The organism is Kitasatospora sp. NPDC001132 (assembly GCF_053598415.1).
In genome coordinates this window covers 53,888-69,469 of record NZ_JBSFKF010000018.1, presented here as the reverse complement: position 1 = coordinate 69,469, position 15,582 = coordinate 53,888, and the positions used below count along the sequence as shown (strand labels likewise).

General features: G+C 73.4%; 17 protein-coding genes. 10 read left to right on the top strand and 7 right to left on the bottom strand.

Features of this window, described 5'->3' with window-relative positions; genetic code table 11:
* Positions 1-25 precede the first annotated feature (25 nt).
* Both ACWDBE_RS23450 and ACWDBE_RS23445 read left to right on the top strand, forming a co-directional pair.
* Positions 26-745: a hypothetical protein gene (locus ACWDBE_RS23450; protein ID WP_449790490.1), complete on the top strand. Its 720-nt coding sequence runs from the start codon at positions 26-28 to the stop codon at positions 743-745.
* 73 nt (positions 746-818) lie between these two features.
* Complete coding sequence (locus ACWDBE_RS23445) at positions 819-1,712, top strand: alpha/beta hydrolase (RefSeq protein WP_449790489.1); 894 nt, start codon at positions 819-821, stop codon at positions 1,710-1,712.
* Between the two features lie 45 nt (positions 1,713-1,757).
* Here the strand turns inward: ACWDBE_RS23445 and ACWDBE_RS23440 are convergent, their stop codons facing one another.
* The 3 genes from ACWDBE_RS23440 to ACWDBE_RS23430 all read right to left on the bottom strand — a co-directional run bounded on the left by ACWDBE_RS23440 (position 1,758) and on the right by ACWDBE_RS23430 (position 4,110).
* Positions 1,758-2,387, bottom strand: a complete 630-nt coding sequence (locus tag ACWDBE_RS23440; RefSeq protein WP_449790488.1) for a CGNR zinc finger domain-containing protein — start codon at positions 2,385-2,387, stop codon at positions 1,758-1,760.
* Positions 2,388-2,531: 144 nt separating this feature from the next.
* Positions 2,532-3,242, bottom strand: coding sequence for a flavin reductase family protein (locus tag ACWDBE_RS23435; RefSeq protein ID WP_449790487.1), 711 nt, complete (start codon positions 3,240-3,242; stop codon positions 2,532-2,534).
* 25 nt (positions 3,243-3,267) lie between these two features.
* Entirely contained in the window at positions 3,268-4,110 is an 843-nt protein-coding gene (locus ACWDBE_RS23430; protein ID WP_449808957.1) for an MBL fold metallo-hydrolase, read from the bottom strand.
* A 180-nt stretch (positions 4,111-4,290) separates the two neighbouring features.
* Between ACWDBE_RS23430 and ACWDBE_RS23425 the strand changes: the two genes are divergently transcribed.
* Complete coding sequence (locus ACWDBE_RS23425) at positions 4,291-4,743, top strand: nuclear transport factor 2 family protein (RefSeq protein ID WP_449790485.1); 453 nt, start codon at positions 4,291-4,293, stop codon at positions 4,741-4,743.
* 463 nt (positions 4,744-5,206) lie between these two features.
* Here the strand turns inward: ACWDBE_RS23425 and tgmC are convergent, their stop codons facing one another.
* The 3 genes from tgmC to tgmA are packed head-to-tail and all read right to left on the bottom strand — an operon-like array spanning position 5,207 to position 7,583.
* A complete protein-coding gene (tgmC, locus tag ACWDBE_RS23420; RefSeq protein WP_449790484.1) occupies positions 5,207-6,349 on the bottom strand; it encodes an ATP-grasp peptide maturase system methyltransferase in 1,143 nt (380 codons plus the stop codon).
* Positions 6,346-7,311: an ATP-grasp ribosomal peptide maturase gene (gene tgmB / locus ACWDBE_RS23415; protein ID WP_449808956.1), complete on the bottom strand. Its 966-nt coding sequence runs from the start codon at positions 7,309-7,311 to the stop codon at positions 6,346-6,348. Before tgmB ends, tgmC begins: the two co-directional genes overlap by 4 nt.
* On the bottom strand, positions 7,308-7,583 hold the full coding sequence (tgmA, locus tag ACWDBE_RS23410) for a putative ATP-grasp-modified RiPP (protein WP_449808955.1): 276 nt from the start codon (positions 7,581-7,583) through the stop codon (positions 7,308-7,310). The genes tgmB and tgmA overlap by 4 nt, the downstream gene beginning before the upstream one ends.
* A gap of 720 nt (positions 7,584-8,303) precedes the next feature.
* Here tgmA and ACWDBE_RS23405 point away from each other — a divergent pair.
* From ACWDBE_RS23405 to ACWDBE_RS23380, 6 genes are all read left to right on the top strand, one after another.
* Positions 8,304-8,999, top strand: a complete 696-nt coding sequence (locus ACWDBE_RS23405) for a CBS domain-containing protein (protein ID WP_449790482.1) — start codon at positions 8,304-8,306, stop codon at positions 8,997-8,999.
* A gap of 9 nt (positions 9,000-9,008) precedes the next feature.
* Complete coding sequence (locus ACWDBE_RS23400; RefSeq protein WP_449790481.1) at positions 9,009-9,611, top strand: CBS domain-containing protein; 603 nt, start codon at positions 9,009-9,011, stop codon at positions 9,609-9,611.
* Between the two features lie 14 nt (positions 9,612-9,625).
* Positions 9,626-10,432: a universal stress protein gene (locus tag ACWDBE_RS23395; RefSeq protein ID WP_449790480.1), complete on the top strand. Its 807-nt coding sequence runs from the start codon at positions 9,626-9,628 to the stop codon at positions 10,430-10,432.
* Between the two features lie 72 nt (positions 10,433-10,504).
* Positions 10,505-11,179 (top strand): response regulator, encoded by a 675-nt coding sequence (locus ACWDBE_RS23390; protein WP_449790479.1) that lies wholly within the window; start codon positions 10,505-10,507, stop codon positions 11,177-11,179.
* 121 nt (positions 11,180-11,300) lie between these two features.
* Positions 11,301-11,600: an SHOCT domain-containing protein gene (locus tag ACWDBE_RS23385; RefSeq protein WP_449808954.1), complete on the top strand. Its 300-nt coding sequence runs from the start codon at positions 11,301-11,303 to the stop codon at positions 11,598-11,600.
* Positions 11,601-11,622: 22 nt separating this feature from the next.
* Positions 11,623-12,597, top strand: coding sequence for an Acg family FMN-binding oxidoreductase (locus tag ACWDBE_RS23380; protein WP_449790477.1), 975 nt, complete (start codon positions 11,623-11,625; stop codon positions 12,595-12,597).
* Between the two features lie 3 nt (positions 12,598-12,600).
* Here the strand turns inward: ACWDBE_RS23380 and ACWDBE_RS23375 are convergent, their stop codons facing one another.
* Positions 12,601-14,310 carry a GAF domain-containing sensor histidine kinase gene (locus ACWDBE_RS23375; protein ID WP_449808953.1) on the bottom strand — a complete coding sequence of 570 codons (1,710 nt, stop codon included), beginning with the start codon at positions 14,308-14,310 and terminating at the stop codon, positions 12,601-12,603.
* A gap of 228 nt (positions 14,311-14,538) precedes the next feature.
* On the opposite strand from ACWDBE_RS23375, the gene ACWDBE_RS23370 reads away from it, so the two are divergent.
* Positions 14,539-15,582: a zinc-dependent alcohol dehydrogenase family protein gene (locus ACWDBE_RS23370; protein ID WP_449790475.1), complete on the top strand. Its 1,044-nt coding sequence runs from the start codon at positions 14,539-14,541 to the stop codon at positions 15,580-15,582.

Genomic DNA, 15,582 nt, shown 5'->3' with positions numbered 1-15,582 from the left:
ATCGCCGAAGCTGGGAGGAGCGCAGATGAACACACTGCTCGACGAGGTGCTCGAAGCCCACGGCGGGATGGACCGCTGGCGCCGGTTCAGCTCCGTCCACGCGACGATCGTCAGTGGCGGCGACCTGTTCGCGATCAAAGGGCTTCCGCAGGACCCGACGCCTCGGCAGATGACGGTGCGGCTGCACGAGGAGCACGCCTCGGTCGCCCCGTTCGGGGCCCCCGACCAGCGGACCGACTTCACCCCCGACCGCGTCGCGATCGAGCGGACCGACGGCACCGTGGTCGCCGAGCGCACACAGCCGCGCAAGGCCTTCGACGGACACGTCCTGCAGACCCCGTGGGACGCGCTGCACCGTGCGTACTTCAACGGCTATGCCCTGTGGACCTACCTGACCACCCCGTTCCTGCTCGCGACGCCCGGCGTGGACGTCGAGGAGATCCGGCCCTGGCGCGAGGACGGCGAACAGTGGCGCGTCCTGCGCGCGACCTTCCCCGCCGCCCTCGCCAGCCACAGCACCGTCCAGGACTTCTACTTCGGCCCGGACCGCCTGCTGCGCCGCCACGACTACCAGGTCGACGTCGCGGGCGGCCTCGCCGCCGCCCAGTACGTCCACGACACCGTCGAGGCCGACGGCATCCTGCTGCCCACCCGGCGGCGCGCCTACAACCGCGACGCCGACCTGCGTCCCGTCCCCGGCCAGGTCATGGTCGCCATCGACCTCAGCGACATCCACTTCGGCTGAACCCGGCGCCCGCCGCCGACCCGGCCCCCCTCCACCGGGGCCGAACCCCGACAAGCCCAAGGGAGCGATTTCCATGGTTGAACGCCAAGACGTCGAGTTCGAGGCCGACGCGGGGGCGATGCTGCGGGGCTGGCTCCACCTGCCGGACGGGCCGGGCCCCCACCCGGCGATCACGATGGCCCACGGCTACGCCGGGGTCAAGGAGCACGGTCTGGAACCGTTCGCGCGCACCTTCGCCGAGAACGGGTTCGTCGTGCTGCTCCACGACCACCGCGGCTTCGGGGACAGCGACGGCCTGCCGCGTCAGGACGTCGACCCCTGGCAGCAGATCGCCGACTGGCGGCGAGCCATCTCCTACTTGGAGAGCCGGCCCGAGGTCGACCCCGGCCGCATCGGCCTGTGGGGCACCAGCTACGCCGGCGGCCACGCCATCGTGCTGGGCGCGACCGACCGCCGACTGCGCGCCGTGGTCGCCCAGGTGCCGACCATCAGCGGCTACGAGCAGGGCCTGCGCCGCATCGCCCCGGAGGCCGTCGCCGCCCTGGAGGAGGCCTTCGACGAGGACGAGCGGGCCCAGCTGCGCGGCGAGGCTCCGCGCACCCAGGCCGTCGTCGGCGGGGACCGGGCGGTGGCGGCGTCCTACCGTACGCAGGAAGCCGTCGACTTCTACCTCCAGCCCGTGCCCGACGGCGCGTGGGAGAACCGGGTCACCATCCGCTCCACCCGCGCGGCCCGCATGTACGAGCCCGGCACCTGGATCGCCCGGGTCTCCCCGACGCCGCTGCTGATGGTGGTCGCCCTCGCCGACACCGTCACCGTGACCGACCTCGCCCTCGCGGCTTACGAACGCGCCTTGGAACCCAAGCGGCTGGAGCTGATCCCCGGCGGCCATTTCGCGCCCTACACCGCCCGGTTCGAGCAGGCGAGCGGCGCAGCACTCGCCTGGTTCCGGGAACACCTGGGGTGAACCGGGGAGTCGGGCACGTCGTGACCGGACGCGGCACCCGGGGTGTCAGGCCCCGGCTGCCGCGGCGTCTCGCCTGCGCGCGCGGTGCGCGCGCAGGTTCGCGGCGTTGCCGCAGGTGCGTACGTCGTGCCAGGCGCCGCTGTTGTTGCGCGAGCGGTCGTAGAAGGCGACCGCGCACCGGGGGTTGCGGCACAGTTTCAGCCGCCGGTCTTCACCGCTGTTGCGGGCCTGCCACAGCGTCAGCAGCAGCGTGGCGACCAGGAAGCCCGCGCCGCCGCCGCGCGGCTCCAGGCGCACCGTGCCGGTGGCGTCCAGTTCCAGCGCCGCCTGTGCGGTCTCCACGACGGGGGATCCGGTGTCCCCGCTCGGCTCCGGCGCTCCGTCGGCCGGCGGCGTCAGGGCGTCTCGCAGTGCCGTGCGCAGGTCGCGGAGCCGGCTCAGGTCCTCCTCGTGGAGGCGCGGCCTCGGAGAGGGCTGTTGTGTCGTGGCCGCCCAGGCGGCCAGCGCCGAGTCCGCCCAGGCCTGCGCGGAGTCGGTGTCCGCCAGCAGGTCCGGCCTACGGGGCCGGCCGGCCGGTAGGGTGTTGAGCAGGTCCTGGACCAGACCCAGCGCGCCGGGAGCCGACGCGAGCTCGTACCGGCCGGTCGCCTGCCACATGGCGTCCATGGAACCCATCGCCTTCCTGTCCCGGGGCGGTAGTGACCGCCCCATGCACGTCGAACAACCGATCCTAGACGGTCCTTCCCGAGGGCCTTCCGGTTCCCGCCCGGGCAGGCGTGCTGCCCTGCCCGGGCGGGCCGGCCGTGCTGCGCGCCGGGTTCACTCCCGGACGGCTCCGGCGGCGGACCAGCCCGGTCCGTCGACCGCCGAGTACTCCTCCCCGTGGCGGTCGATCCGCCGCATCCGACGCGCCATTCGCTCGGCCACGACCTCGTCGGTGAGCGGGGGAACGAAGGTGTTGTCGACCACGGTGTACTCCGCCGCGAGACGGCCGACAGGGGCGAGTGCGCCGAAGTCGATCCGCCCGTTGACGTAGATGTCGTCGCGGACATGGAAGCTCACGACCTCCCCCCACACCACGTGGTGCAGTCCGTCCGGGGCGGAGAAGATCTTGTCCACCCTGCACTCCAGGGCGACCGGCGCGCCCTTGACCCGGGGCGGGGTGACCAGCGTGGACGGCTCCTTCTCGACGCCCACCGCGTCGAACTCGTCCACGTCCGGCTCGAACTCGATGGCACTGCGGTGCAGCGGCACGATCTGCGGGAGCGTCGCGAGGTTCGTGACGAACTCTCCGGTGTCACGGATGTTCAGGAAGCTGTCCTTGAGCGACAGCCCGTCCGACTTGGGCTGGATGGACAGCGAGACCTTCGGGGGCTTGCGCCCCACGCAGGTGAAGAACGAGACGGGGGCGAGGTTGCCGACGCCGGCCGCCGACTGGGTGCTGATCCACGCGATGGGCCGCGGGATGATGCTGCCGATCAGCAGCTTGTACGCCGCTTTCGCGTCCAGCGTGCGCGAGTCGATGTCCATGGGTACTCTCCCTTCCCTTTCAGCCTCAGGCGCCCAGCAGGCCGACGGCGCCGTACCAGACCGGCCCCGGGTTGAGGCGGTCGGGGTGGAGCCGCAGCAGCTCCTCGTAGAAGTCGCGGGCGGTCGGCTTCTGCGCCAGCAGGCGGATCACGTCCCGCAGGTACTCCCGTGTACTGGCGATCGTTGCGGGGTCGTCCGGCAGCGCCGCGTTCTTGTGGCCGGCGACCACGTGGCGGGGACCGAGCGCCTCGATCACGTCGAGCGCCTCCAGCCAGGACTCCAGTCCGCCCTCCCCGCCCTCCAGGAGGTACTGGTGCACGCCGTTGTAGACGGCGTCGCCGGCGATCACCAGGCCGATCGGCGGCACGTGCAGCACCGAGGTGCGGTCGGTGTCCGTGTGACCGACATCGACGGCCCGCAGCAGCTCGCCCTCCAACAGGAACCCCTCGTCGGGCACCGGCTCGGCGAGCACGGGGGAGGGCGGGACCAGGCCGGGGAAGTCGACGTCCCACATGGCCGACCGCCCCTCGGCGGCCTGCTGGTGCATGACCTCGATCGTGCCCGGCGTCGCGTAGACCCGGGCGTCCGGGAAGCCGGGGAGCAGCGCGGCGGTGCCGAACCAGTGGTCGCCGTGACCGTGGGTGGCGAAGACGTACCGGACCTTCTTGCCGGAGGCGGCCACCCAGTCGCGCACCTGCGCGATCTGGGAGTCCAGGAACGGCGGGTCGACCAGCACCGCCTCCTCCCGCCCGTACACCAGGACGGTGGAGACAGGCGAGGAGACGATCGGATCGCCGTTCGGCAGGGACTTTCCGGCGCGCTCCGCGCCGGGTGTGACCAGCACGTCGTAACCGAGGTGGGAAGCCATGGGGCTGTTCCTCCAGCCGGGATTCGGGGGAGTTGCGGTGTGAAACAACCATACAGCTATTGCTTCTTTCGTGTAAGCCATCTGGCGCTTTGAGCTGCCAAGGTCGTAAGATGCGAAAAGTATTTGCTTGGTACTTGCTGTCATGGAAGCGGGACAGGCGAACGATCAGGGGGTTGCGGCATGGGTGAATCGACGGAACGGCCGGGTGGGAACACGGCGCCCGGGGTGGAGGGCGGCGCGTGGACGCGGGCGTTCGCCGCCCGCGAGGAGGACGCTTTCGCCGGCGCCTTCTCCCAGGACGTCGTCCTGGAAGGGCCGACACTGAGCCGGCCGGTCCGAGGGCGAGAGGAGGTAGCGCTGATCATGGGAACGGCGAGCAGGGTCTACGAGTCGCTGGTTTTCACGCACGAGGCGCACCACGGCGACCGCACCTACGTCGAGTGGGAGGCGACCGCCCTGGGCGGGACCACGCTGCTGGGCTCGACCATCCTCGTGCGCGACGGGGAGGGGCGGATCGTCAAGGCGGTCGTCCAGCACCGGCCGCTGCCCGGCCTGCTCGCCTTCTCCGCCGAGATGGGGCGCCTGCTGGAGGGGCAGGTCGACGACGACCTGTTCCACCGGCCTGTGGAATGAGCCCAGTTGGACCTGTAAGCGACTCGTCGCCGTCCGCGTCGCGTGTCGCGCCGGGGGACCGTGTCTAGGCGTTGCACGGCGCGCGGAACACGGCGTTGGCTTCGGCGAGGCTCCAACTGCGTTCGTAGGTGCCGTCGGGGTGCTGCGCGGAGAGGTCGGTGTGTCAGCGCGGGGGGATCGCTCCTGGGCGCCTTGTGTTCCTCATGCGCGCGGGATCCCTCGCACCGGTCGGAATCGGACGTCGGCCGGTCGTCCAGCTGGGGCGCCATGGGCGTCACCTCAGATTCAAAATGACCGGTCAGCTTAAATTTGTCAATGGCTGCCTGCGGGCAGTCGACCAGCAGGTCGTTCAGCGCGGCCCGTCCAGTCTTCGATCAGCCCCGAGCATGCCCACTGGCCAGGCTGGCACACCGGGAAAGCTCCAAGATCCCCGAAAGAGTCAAGCCAGGAGCCCGGCCTCGGCTCAGATCGGCAGGTCCCAGCCCGGACCGTCCTCCGTACCGATCCACACCCGTTGCCCGGCGGGTGAGACCGTGATCCCGAAGCCCTGCTGGTGCGGCTCGCCGGCCTGCTGCCAGAGGTGTACGGCCTCCTCGACACGGTCCCACAGCCGCAGTGGGCCCCGCTGGGTGACGGTCCAGCCCCCGTCGGGACAGGGTGTGGTGCGGGCCTGGGAGCCGGTGGCGACGTCGGAGAGGATCTGGGTCGCGCCGCTGCCCATGCGTTCGGCGGAGGGCGCGGCGAGCTGGGCGACCCAGCTGCCGGTCCAGGTGTCGATGACGGCCGGGTCGATCAGGCTCGGCCGTTCGTCGCCGGGCAGCATGGCGACGGTCGAGCGGGGCGGGCGGTCGTGCGGGCGGGCGATCATGAAGCTGGTGTAGCCGGGCAGGAACCGGCCGGTGGCTTCGCCCGGGCCGGTCACGGTGAGCTCCGCCAGGCCCGAGGCGTAGCTCCAGCCGGACAGGGTGACCAGGATGCGCCCACCCGGCTTCACCTGGTGGAGCCAGGGCATCGGCAGGTAGCGGACCGAGCAGGTGGCGATCAGCCGGTCGTAGGCGCCGCCGTCCGGGTCGCCGCGCAGCCCGTCGCCGAGGACGAGGCGGGGCGCGTAGCCGGCCGTCCGAAGGGCGGCGGCGGCGCGTTCGGCGACCTCGGGGTCGTACTCGATGCTGGTGAGGTTGGCGTCCCCGAGCCGGTGTGCGCCGAGGGCGGTCGAGTAGCCGGTACCGGTGCCGATCTCGAGGACGCGGTGTCCGGTGTCCGTTCCGAGCCGCTGCCACATTCCGAGGACGAGGGAGGGCAGGGTGGAGGAGGACGACGGGGCGCCGACCACCGGTTGCCCGCCCGCGTCGTCCGCTCCGGTGCGACCGTCGAGTTGGGTGATGAGCGTCTGGTCGGTGTAGATCCCCTCCAGCCAGCCGGGGTCTCCCCGCCGCACCGCCCGGTAGCCGGTCGGGTTGCTGCCTTCGACCGGGAGGAAGTACGCCCCGGCGAAGACCTCACGGGGAACCGCTTCGGCCGCCTTGATCCATGCCGGGTCGGACAGCGCGCCGTTCTCGGCGAGGCCGGCCGCCAGGGCGGCGCGCAGCTCTTCGGACGTGCTCATGCGTCAGGGCCTCTCAGTAGCTCGTCGGCGAGGGCGTGGGCGATTTCGTCGGTGGTCCCGGGCGGTTGCCACGCCCACTGGCCGTTGGGGTTGCATTCGAGGAAGGACCAGCTGCCGTCACTCGTCACGGCGAAGTCGAATGCCCCGAACACCAGCCGGAAGTGGCCGAGGTAGCGGACCACGGACCTCGCGACCGGCTCGGGTACGGCGATCGGTGTGCAGGTCATCAGGTCCTGCCGTCGGCGCCAGTCGAGGTCCGGGCTGTCGATCCGCACGCCGAACAGCCGGTCGCCGACGGCGGTCACCCGGACGTCGAACGCCTTGGGAACCCGGGCCTGGAACATGTGCGGGCAGGCCCGGACCGCGTCCGTGATCTCCTGCGACCTGACCTCCCGCACCCACACGGCCCGCGGCTCACCGTCGACGGAGTACGGGGTGTTCCACACGGGCTTGTAGACCGCCCCGGCCGGCCGGCGCGCCACGAAGTCCCGTGCTTCCTGCGGGTCGTTCGTGATCAGGGTGTCCGGGACGGCGAACCCGAAGCGCTGCGCGGCGGCGAGCTGCGCGGGCTTGTGCTCCGCGGCGCGGTTGGCCCACGGGTGGTTGACGTAGTGCGCTCCGGGAAGGGAGGCGAGGATGCCGCCCGCGCCCCACACGGACTGCGAGGCCGCGAAGCGGCGTTCCTGGCCGTCGAGGTCGACCGGCCCCTCGTACGGGGAGGCCCTGCGCACCCACACGGCCCCCACCTCGGTGAGGTCGAGCGCGCGGCTCCGGGTGCGCAGGGTGCCCCGCTGGTCGCCCGTACGGAACGAGGCGGTCAGCGAGGCGCCCGTGTGCAGGTCGGTGCCGGGGTCGAGACGGACCACGGTGGCGCGGCGGTGCGCGAGGATGCGCAGGACCACGTCCGCGGTGACGTCACACGGGTTGGTCAGCACCAGCACCGGCCGGCGGCGATGTGTCAACTGGCGCTCTGGTCCTGGTCGTATGACTCGGTGCTGTCGGCATCGGTCGAACCGCCCGGCCCGGCCCCGTCGCCGGGGCGGGTGGTGGTCGGAGTGAGCCCGCTGGTGCTGGTGCCGTGGGAACCCAGTTCCACCGTCCGGCCGTTCTCGTCCACGACGACCGCGATCTGCGTCTCGGGGTCGATCACGGGCGTGAGCGCCGGGAGCGTGGCAGTGGTGGCCGCGTACGGCCTCATCCTGCCGATGCCCCACGGTACGGGCGTCTGCGTCATGCATCCTCCTCGTATCGATGGTGCCGGTTCACTGGCCATCACTCTGCCGATCCGCGGGGGTGCTTTCAAGCCCGTCCTGACGGACGGAATATGCCAGGTTGACGGGGCCGGCTCCGCCCCTCACCACGGTCGGCCGATCCCCGGCCGCGCGGAGGGGGAGCATCGAACCCGCGGACCCCGCTCGGGGAACGCGGTCCGAAACCGCGGTACCGGACGCCTCGTCAGGGCTGGGACGGCAGCAGAGCTGGGCGCGTCGGCGGCTTGGGTGCCGTCGTCCTCCACGTCGCGCCGACGGGTGCGTCACCCGGTCGGTCCCGCACCTCCCGCGGCAGGCGCGCGTACCGCGCACGCTCGACCCGTGGCGGCGACATCACCCGTACGGATGCGGTGGTGTCCGCCCGCCGCGCGTACAACGCGGCAAGTCCGCAGACGGGAATCGCTGAGCACGATGTCCACGACCGCGACCCCGGGTGGCGGTGGATCCGACGGTCCGGGGGGCGTGCGCGGCGCGACCGCCTCGACCGGCGGGCGCGGAGGCCCCCGACGTCGGTGTCCAGCGGGACGGGGTCGAACATCCGCAGCGCGTTCCCGTCGTCCTGCCGACCGGCCGCACTGTCCTGGGGCCGGAGCGACCCGACGGCATGGCCCGACCGGCCCTGTCCGGCGGCTCCGGGCGGGCGGACAGTGAAGACGGGACCACCCGCAGGAGGAGTGAGGACGATGCAGCACCGCAGCGTCAACGACGTGATGACCCGCGAGGTCGTCACCGCCCGGCCCGACACGCCGGCCAAGGAGGTTGCGGCGCTGTTCCACCGCAACGACGTCACCGCCATCCCCGTGGTCGACGACCAGGGCCGCCCGCTCGGCCTGGTGTCCGAGGCCGACCTGATCCGCAAGGAGGCCGTCCTGCCGGACTCGGAGGGCCGCTACCCCGGCCGCTGGTTGTCGGCGGGCGACCGCGCCCGCGCCGAGGCGGAGACGGCCGGCGGCCTGATGACCAGCCCCGCCGTCACCGCCCGTCCCGGCTGGTCGGTTCCCGAGGCGGCGCGCGCCATGGACAGGCACAAGGTCAAGCGCCTGCCCGTGGTCGACGAGGTCGGTCGCCTGGTCGGCATCGTCAGCCGCGGGGACCTGCTGCAGGTCTTCCTGCGCCACGACGCGGCGATCCGGGACGAGATCAAGCACGACGTGCTGGGTGAGGCCCTCTGGGTCGTTCCCGGCGAGGTCCAGGTCGCGGTGCACAACGGAGTGGTCACCCTGAACGGGCGGCTGAGGTCGCGGAGCCTGGTCCCCGTCGCCGAACGGCTCTGCCGCACCGTGGACGGCGTGGTCGCCGTCCACGCCACCCTGGACTGGACCGAGGACGACACCGACCGCTCCGTGGAACACCCCCGCGCCTACCGCGCGGCATCGTAGGAGGCCGTCATGTCCCGTACACCGAGTACCGTCGCCGACGTCATGACCCACGCGGTGGTGGCCGTCGGCCGCGACGCGGACTTCCGTGAGGTCACCGACACCCTCCAACGCTGGCGGGTCAGCGCCGTCCCGGTTCTGACCGGCGACGGGCGGGTGATCGGGGTGGTCTCGGAGGCCGACCTGCTCGCTGCCGGGGACCGCGACGGCGCGCGCGCCGCCGCCCTGACGGCCGGGCGGATGATGTCCGTCCCGGCGGTCACCGTGCACCCCGGCAGCCCGCTCAACGAGGCTGCCCGAGCGATGGCGCGCGGCCACCTGAAGCGGCTGCCCGTGGTCGACGAGGAGGACTACCTCGTCGGCATCGTCAGCCGCGGCGACCTGCTGAAGGTCTACCTCGAGGACGACCGCGAACTCGCCGACCGGGTGCGCTTCGAACTGGTCGCCACCCTCGGCCCCGGAGCCGGGGTGGGTACCGACGTCCGGTCCGAGGACGGCCGGATCACCTTGACGGGCGAGCTGCCGGACGCCGTGTCCGCGGCGGTCCTGGAACGGCTGGTCGGCTCGGTGCCCGGTGTGGTCGGCGTCGAGGTCCGGCTCGCCGCCCCGGCCTGAGCGGAGGCGTGGACATGGTCGTGCTCGCCGCGGTGGACGGCTCCCCGGAGAGCCTCGCCGCCGCCCGCTGGGCCGCTGACGAGGCCGTCAGGCGCGGCCTGCGGCTGCGCCTGGTGTACGCCTGGCCGTGGCCGCAGCACGCGGCGCCCGGACTGCCCGGCGTCGGTGAGGTGCGCGGCCGGGCGGTCGACATGGTGGCCGACGCCGCCGCGTCGGTCCGGGAGAGCCACCACGGGCTGCACGTCGACACCGCGCTGCTGGACCAGCACGCGCCCGCCGGGATCAGGGCGGCCGCCGCCGCGGCCCCGGCCGAGCTGCTGGCGCTCGGCTCCTCCGCTCCGCACGTCCTGCCCGGCTCGGTCGGCGTGGCCGTCGCGGCCAGGGCGGTCTGCCCGGTCGTCCTGGTCCGGGAACCCCCGGACACGGCCGGAGTGCCGCGGGAGGTGGTGGCCGGGATCGACACCGACGACCCGGCGGAGGCGGCTCTCGCCTTCGCCCGCCTGAGCGCGCTGGCCGCGGACGCCCCGCTGCGCGTCGTCCACGCCTGGACACCACCGTGGGACTGGCCACTTCGCCCCGCCGCCGAGCGGGCGCTCGCGGCCGAGAAACAGGAACGAGCCCTGGCCGACCTGCTGGCATGGGAGCCCGATCCGCCCGCCGTCCCGGACGTCCGGCAGGCCCGGGCCGCCGACGCGCTGGTGGCGGCCGCCGGATCGGCCGGTCTGCTCGTCCTCGGCCGCAGGGGACACCGCCTCGGCCCGGTCACCCGAGCGGTGCTCCGCCGCGTCCGCTGCCCGGTCGCCGTCGTCCCGCGCGGCTGACGCGCTGCGCGGGCACGGGCGTGCGCGGAGAATCGGTGGTGTCAGCGCCCCCGCGCACCCCAGGAGCAGGCCATGGACACGCCCCAGCCCGTACGGGTGTTCCTGCTGGACGACCACGAGGTGGTCCGCCGGGGGGTGCGCGACCTCCTGGAGGCCGAACCGGACCTGCAGGTCGTCGGCGAGGCCGGCACCTGCGCCCAGGCCCTCGCCCGCGTCCCGGCGCTGCGCCCGGACGTCGCGGTGCTCGACGTCCGGCTCCCGGACGGCGACGGGGTGAGCGTCTGCCGGGACCTGCGTGACCGGATGCCCGAACTGGCCTGCCTGATGCTGACCTCCTTCGACGACGACGACGCCCTGCTCGACGCGATCATGGCCGGCGCGGCCGGCTACGTCCTCAAGCAGGTCAAGGGCACCGAACTGGTAGGTGCGGTCCGTACGGTGGCCTCCGGCCAGTCGATGCTCGACCCGGCGACCACCCGCAAGCTGATGGAGAGCCTGCGCCACCACGAGGAGAGCGGGACCGACGCCGCGCTCGCCGCGCTCACTCCGCGTGAGCGGGAGATCCTCGCCCTGGTGGGGGAGGGCAAGACGAACCGCCAGATCGGCCAGGAGTTGTACCTCGCCGAGAAGACCGTGAAGAACCACGTCTCGCGCCTGCTCGCGAAACTGGGCGTCGAACGCCGCCTGCAGGCCGCCGTCATCGCCGCCCACGCCGATCCCGAGCAGCACCATCAGCGCCCGCACTGAGCCCGGCGGGGCCGGAGGGGCCGGGCGGGCCCGGAGGAGGCCCGAACGGCCCAAGCGAGGCGGAGGGTGCCGGCCGCACCGTGGAGGTGATCGACCTCCCGCCACGGCTGAGGAGACGGCGATGATGTACTGGAACAACGGCGGCGTGAACGGCTGGGCCACCGGCCTGATGACCGTGAGCATGCTGCTCTTCTGGGCGCTGGTGGTCCTCGGTGTGATCGCGCTGGTCCGGTACGTGGGCCGCACGGCCGCGCACGGGCCCGCGGTGCCGCCCCCGACGACGGCCCCGCCCGCTGCGCGGCCGACACCGGAACGACTGCTCGCCGAGCGCCTCGCCCGCGGCGAGATCGACCCCGACGAGTACCGGGCCCGACTGGCCACCCTGCGCGGCGGCGTCGGTGACCCGCCCGCCTCCGGCTGACGCAGAATCCCTGGAGGCGGTCATGTCCACCCCGGCCCTCGACGCACCCATGCTGGAGAAGCTCGTCTCAGCGGCGGTCGCGGCGCCCTCGATCCACAACAGCCAGCCCTGGCGCTTCCGGCTCCAGCCGGACACCTCGACCCTGGAAGTCCGGGCCGACCGCAGCCGGGCCCTCCCCGCGGCCGACCCCGAGGGCCGGGCGCTGCACATCTCCGTCGGCGCGGCCGTCCTCAACCTGCGGGTCGCCGCCCGCCACCTCGGCTGGGCACCCGAGGTACGCCTGCTGCCCGACCCCGCCGAACCCGAGCTGGTCGCCGCCGTCGGACTCGACACCCCGGCGAGCGCGCCGGCCCCCGGCACCGAGAAGCTGTACGAGGCGATCTGGCGCCGGCACTCCATCCGCACACCCTTCACCGACGTACCGGTCCCGCAGGCCGTGCTCGACGAACTGAGCAGTGCGGCCCGGGTCGAGGACGCCGCGCTCCACCTGCCCGACGAGGCGGAGACCGCCCGACTGCTGCACCTCACCGCGGAGGCCGAGCGCCGCAACACCACCGACGAGGCCCAGCGCACCGAGAGCCGCGGCTGGATCCGCACCGGCGACGCACTGCCCTACGGCATCCCGGTCGACGCGCTCGGCCCCCAGGACGCGGCAGGCCGCCTGCCGATGCGCGACTTCTCCGCCATCCACGCCGCCGAGCACCGGGCCCCGGCCCGCTTCGAGCGCGAGCCCCGCATCGCCGTCCTCACCACCGGCCGCGACACCCCGGGGGACTGGCTGCGGGCTGGCATCGCCCTGGAACACGTGCTGCTCGCCGCCACCGTCCACGGCGTCCGTGCCTCCCTGCTGCACCAGGCGATGGAGTGGCCCTACCTGCGCTGGGAGGCCCGCGACCCGCACCAGCGGCCCGGCTTCGTCCAGATGCTGATCCGCCTCGGCTACGGCCCCGAGGGGACCCCGACACCCCGCCTACCGGCTGGCACGGTGTTGGAATGACGTCTACCGGAGCGGCACCTGCCAGACCAGCTCGGTGCCGCCCTCGGGGCGCGTGCGGGCGGTGAAGGTGCCGTTCAGGGTCGAGGCCCGCTCGGAGAGATTGGCGAGGCCGCTGCGCCGGCCGCCCTCGGGGAGACCGACCCCGTCGTCGGTGACGGTCACCGTCAACTCGTCGTCGGCGGCGACGGTGACGTCCACGGCGCCGGCCCGGGCGTGGCGGGAGGCGTTGGACAGGGCCTCCTCCAGGACGGCGACTGCCGCGTCCGCGACCTCATCGGGCACGGTGACGTCGATCAGGCCGCTCATCCGCAGGTCCGGGGCGAAGCCGAGGGAACGCGCGGCCCGGTCGACCACCTCGACGATGCGGGCGCGCAGGCCGCTCGCCGCCGGGCCGCTCTCGCGCAGGCGCAGGCCGAAGATCGTGGCGCGGATGGTCCTCGCGGTCTCGTCCAGGTCGTCGATGGCCCGCAGGACGCGGGTGGTCGCCTCGGGGTGGTCGATGAAGCGGGTGGCGCCCTGGAGGGTCATGCCGGTGGCGAAGAGCCGCTGGATGGCCAGGTCGTGCAGGTCGCGGGCGATCCGGTCACGCTCCCGCAGCAGGGCGATCTGCTCGGAGTCCCGGCGACGCTCGGCCAGCTCCAGGGCCACGGCGGCCTGCCCCGCGAAGCCCAGCAGCGGACCGGACTCCTCCTCCTCGAACAACGGGGTGCCGGCGGCCCGGGCCAGCAGCAGCACGCCCCGGATACCGCGCTCGGCCGTGCCGACGGGCACCGCGACCGCGGGGCCGAGACCCTTCCATCGGGGCGGGCCGGCCGTGATCCGAGGGTCCCTTCGGACGTCGGGGCTCACCACGAGCCCGCCGGTGCGGAAGGCCGCGCCCATGAACGAACCCTCGATCGGCAGTACCAGACCACGGTGCTCCCGCTCACCGAGGCCGACGGCGATCCGCACCTCCAGCTCGGCGGTCTCCGGCAGCGGCACGGCGACGACCGCGAGGTCCGCTCCGGCGATCTCGGCGGCTCGGGAGAGCAGCAGGTCCTGCACCTCCTGCTCGGCGGCGCCCGACAGGAGGCTGCTGGACACCTCGGCACTCGCCTCCAGCCAGCGCTGGCGCCGGCGGGCCCGGGCGTAGAGCCGGGCGTTGTCGATCGCGACCCCGGCGGCCACCGCGAGGGTGGCGAGCACCGACTCGTCCTCGGCGTCGAACTCGCCGCCGCCGCGCTTCTCGGTCAGGTAGAGGTTGCCGAACACCCTGTCCCGGATCCGGATCGGCACCCCCAGGAAGCTGCTCATCGGTGGGTGGCCGGCCGGGAAGCCGTAGGAGGCCGGGTGGTCGGAGAGCCGGCCCAGCCGCAGCGGCTCGGGTCGGCGGATCAGTTCGCCGAGGATCCCGTGCCCGGACGGGAGGTCGCCGATCAGCTTGACCTGCTCGTCCGTGACCCCGACCGGGATGAACTGCGACAGCCTCTGGTCCTCGCCGATCACGCCGAGCGCGCCGTACCGCGCGTCCACCAGCGTGACCGCCGCCTCCACGATGTGCCGCAGCGCCTGGGACAGCTCCAGGTCCCGCCCGACCGCGAGCACCGCCTCCAGCAGGCTGTGCACCCGGTCCCGGGTGCCGCGCGCGGCGTCCAGCCGGGCCTGGAGCTCTCCGAGGAGTGCGTCCAGCCGCAGGTTCGGCACGGGGGCGGGACTCTCCGACGCGCTGTCCAAGGGGAACCTCCGTGGCTCGCCCCCCGATGCCCACTGACCAGCGTAGGCGCGCTCGCCGCGGAGCAGCGTGCAACGGCGGGGGAAAGCGGGCAACGGGGTCCATCGGCCCACCGGGAGCACCCCACCGGCCCCCTGGCGACGGGCCCGGCCGCGGAGAACGCTGGAAGTACGAGCGGAACCGGTTCGGCTCCGCCCCGGCCAAGCCCTCCGAGAGGAGCGACCGCCGCCATGAAAGCGCTGACCTACCACGGACCAGGCCGCCGTACCTGGGGCGACGTCCCCGACCCGACCGTCCGCGACCCGGAGGACGCCGTCGTCCGGGTGGACGCGGTGACCATCTGCGGCACCGACCTGCACATCCTCAAGGGCGACGTCCCCGAGGTCGGGCAGGGCCGCGTCCTCGGCCACGAGGCCGTCGGCACCGTCACCGAGACCGGCCCCGGCGTGCGCACCGTCGCGGCCGGCGACCGCGTGTTGATCTCCTGTGTCTCCGCCTGCGGCCGCTGCGCCTACTGCCGAGCCGCGAGCTACGGGCAGTGCACCGGCGGTGGCGGCTGGATCCTCGGCCACCTCGTCGACGGCTGCCAGGCCGAGTACGTCCGCACCCCCTTCGCGGACGCCTCCCTCCACAGGCTTCCCGAAGGCGTCCGGGACGAGGACGCCCTGCTGCTCGCCGACATCCTGCCCACCTCCTACGAGGTCGGCGTCCGCAACGGCCGCGTCGGCCCCGGCGACACCGTCGCGATCGTCGGCGCCGGACCGATCGGCCTCGCCGCCGTCCTGACCGCGCGGCTCTACAGTCCCGCCCGCGTCATCGCCATCGACCTCGCCCGAAGCCGCCTCGCCGCCGCCGAGCGCTTCGGCGCCGACACCGTCCTCACCTCCGCCGAGGCCACCCCCGACGCCGTCCGCAAGCTCAGCCGTGACGGGCTCGGCGTGGACGTGGCCATCGAGGCGGTCGGCGTGCCCGAGACCTTCGAGCTGTGCACCCACCTGGTGCGCCCCGGGGGCCGGGTCGCCAACGTCGGCGTGCACGGGCGGCCGGCGGTGCTGCACCTGGAGGACCTCTGGATCCGCGACGTCACCATCACCACCGGCCTGGTCGACACCAGCAGCACCCCGATGCTGCTCGACATGCTGGCCGTCGGCCGGCTCGACACCGGCGGGCTGGTCACCCACCGCTTCGGCCTCGACGAGATGCAGGAGGCGTACGACGTCTTCGCCGACGCGGCCGACACCGGCGCCCTCAAGGTCGCGCTGTTCCGGACGTGA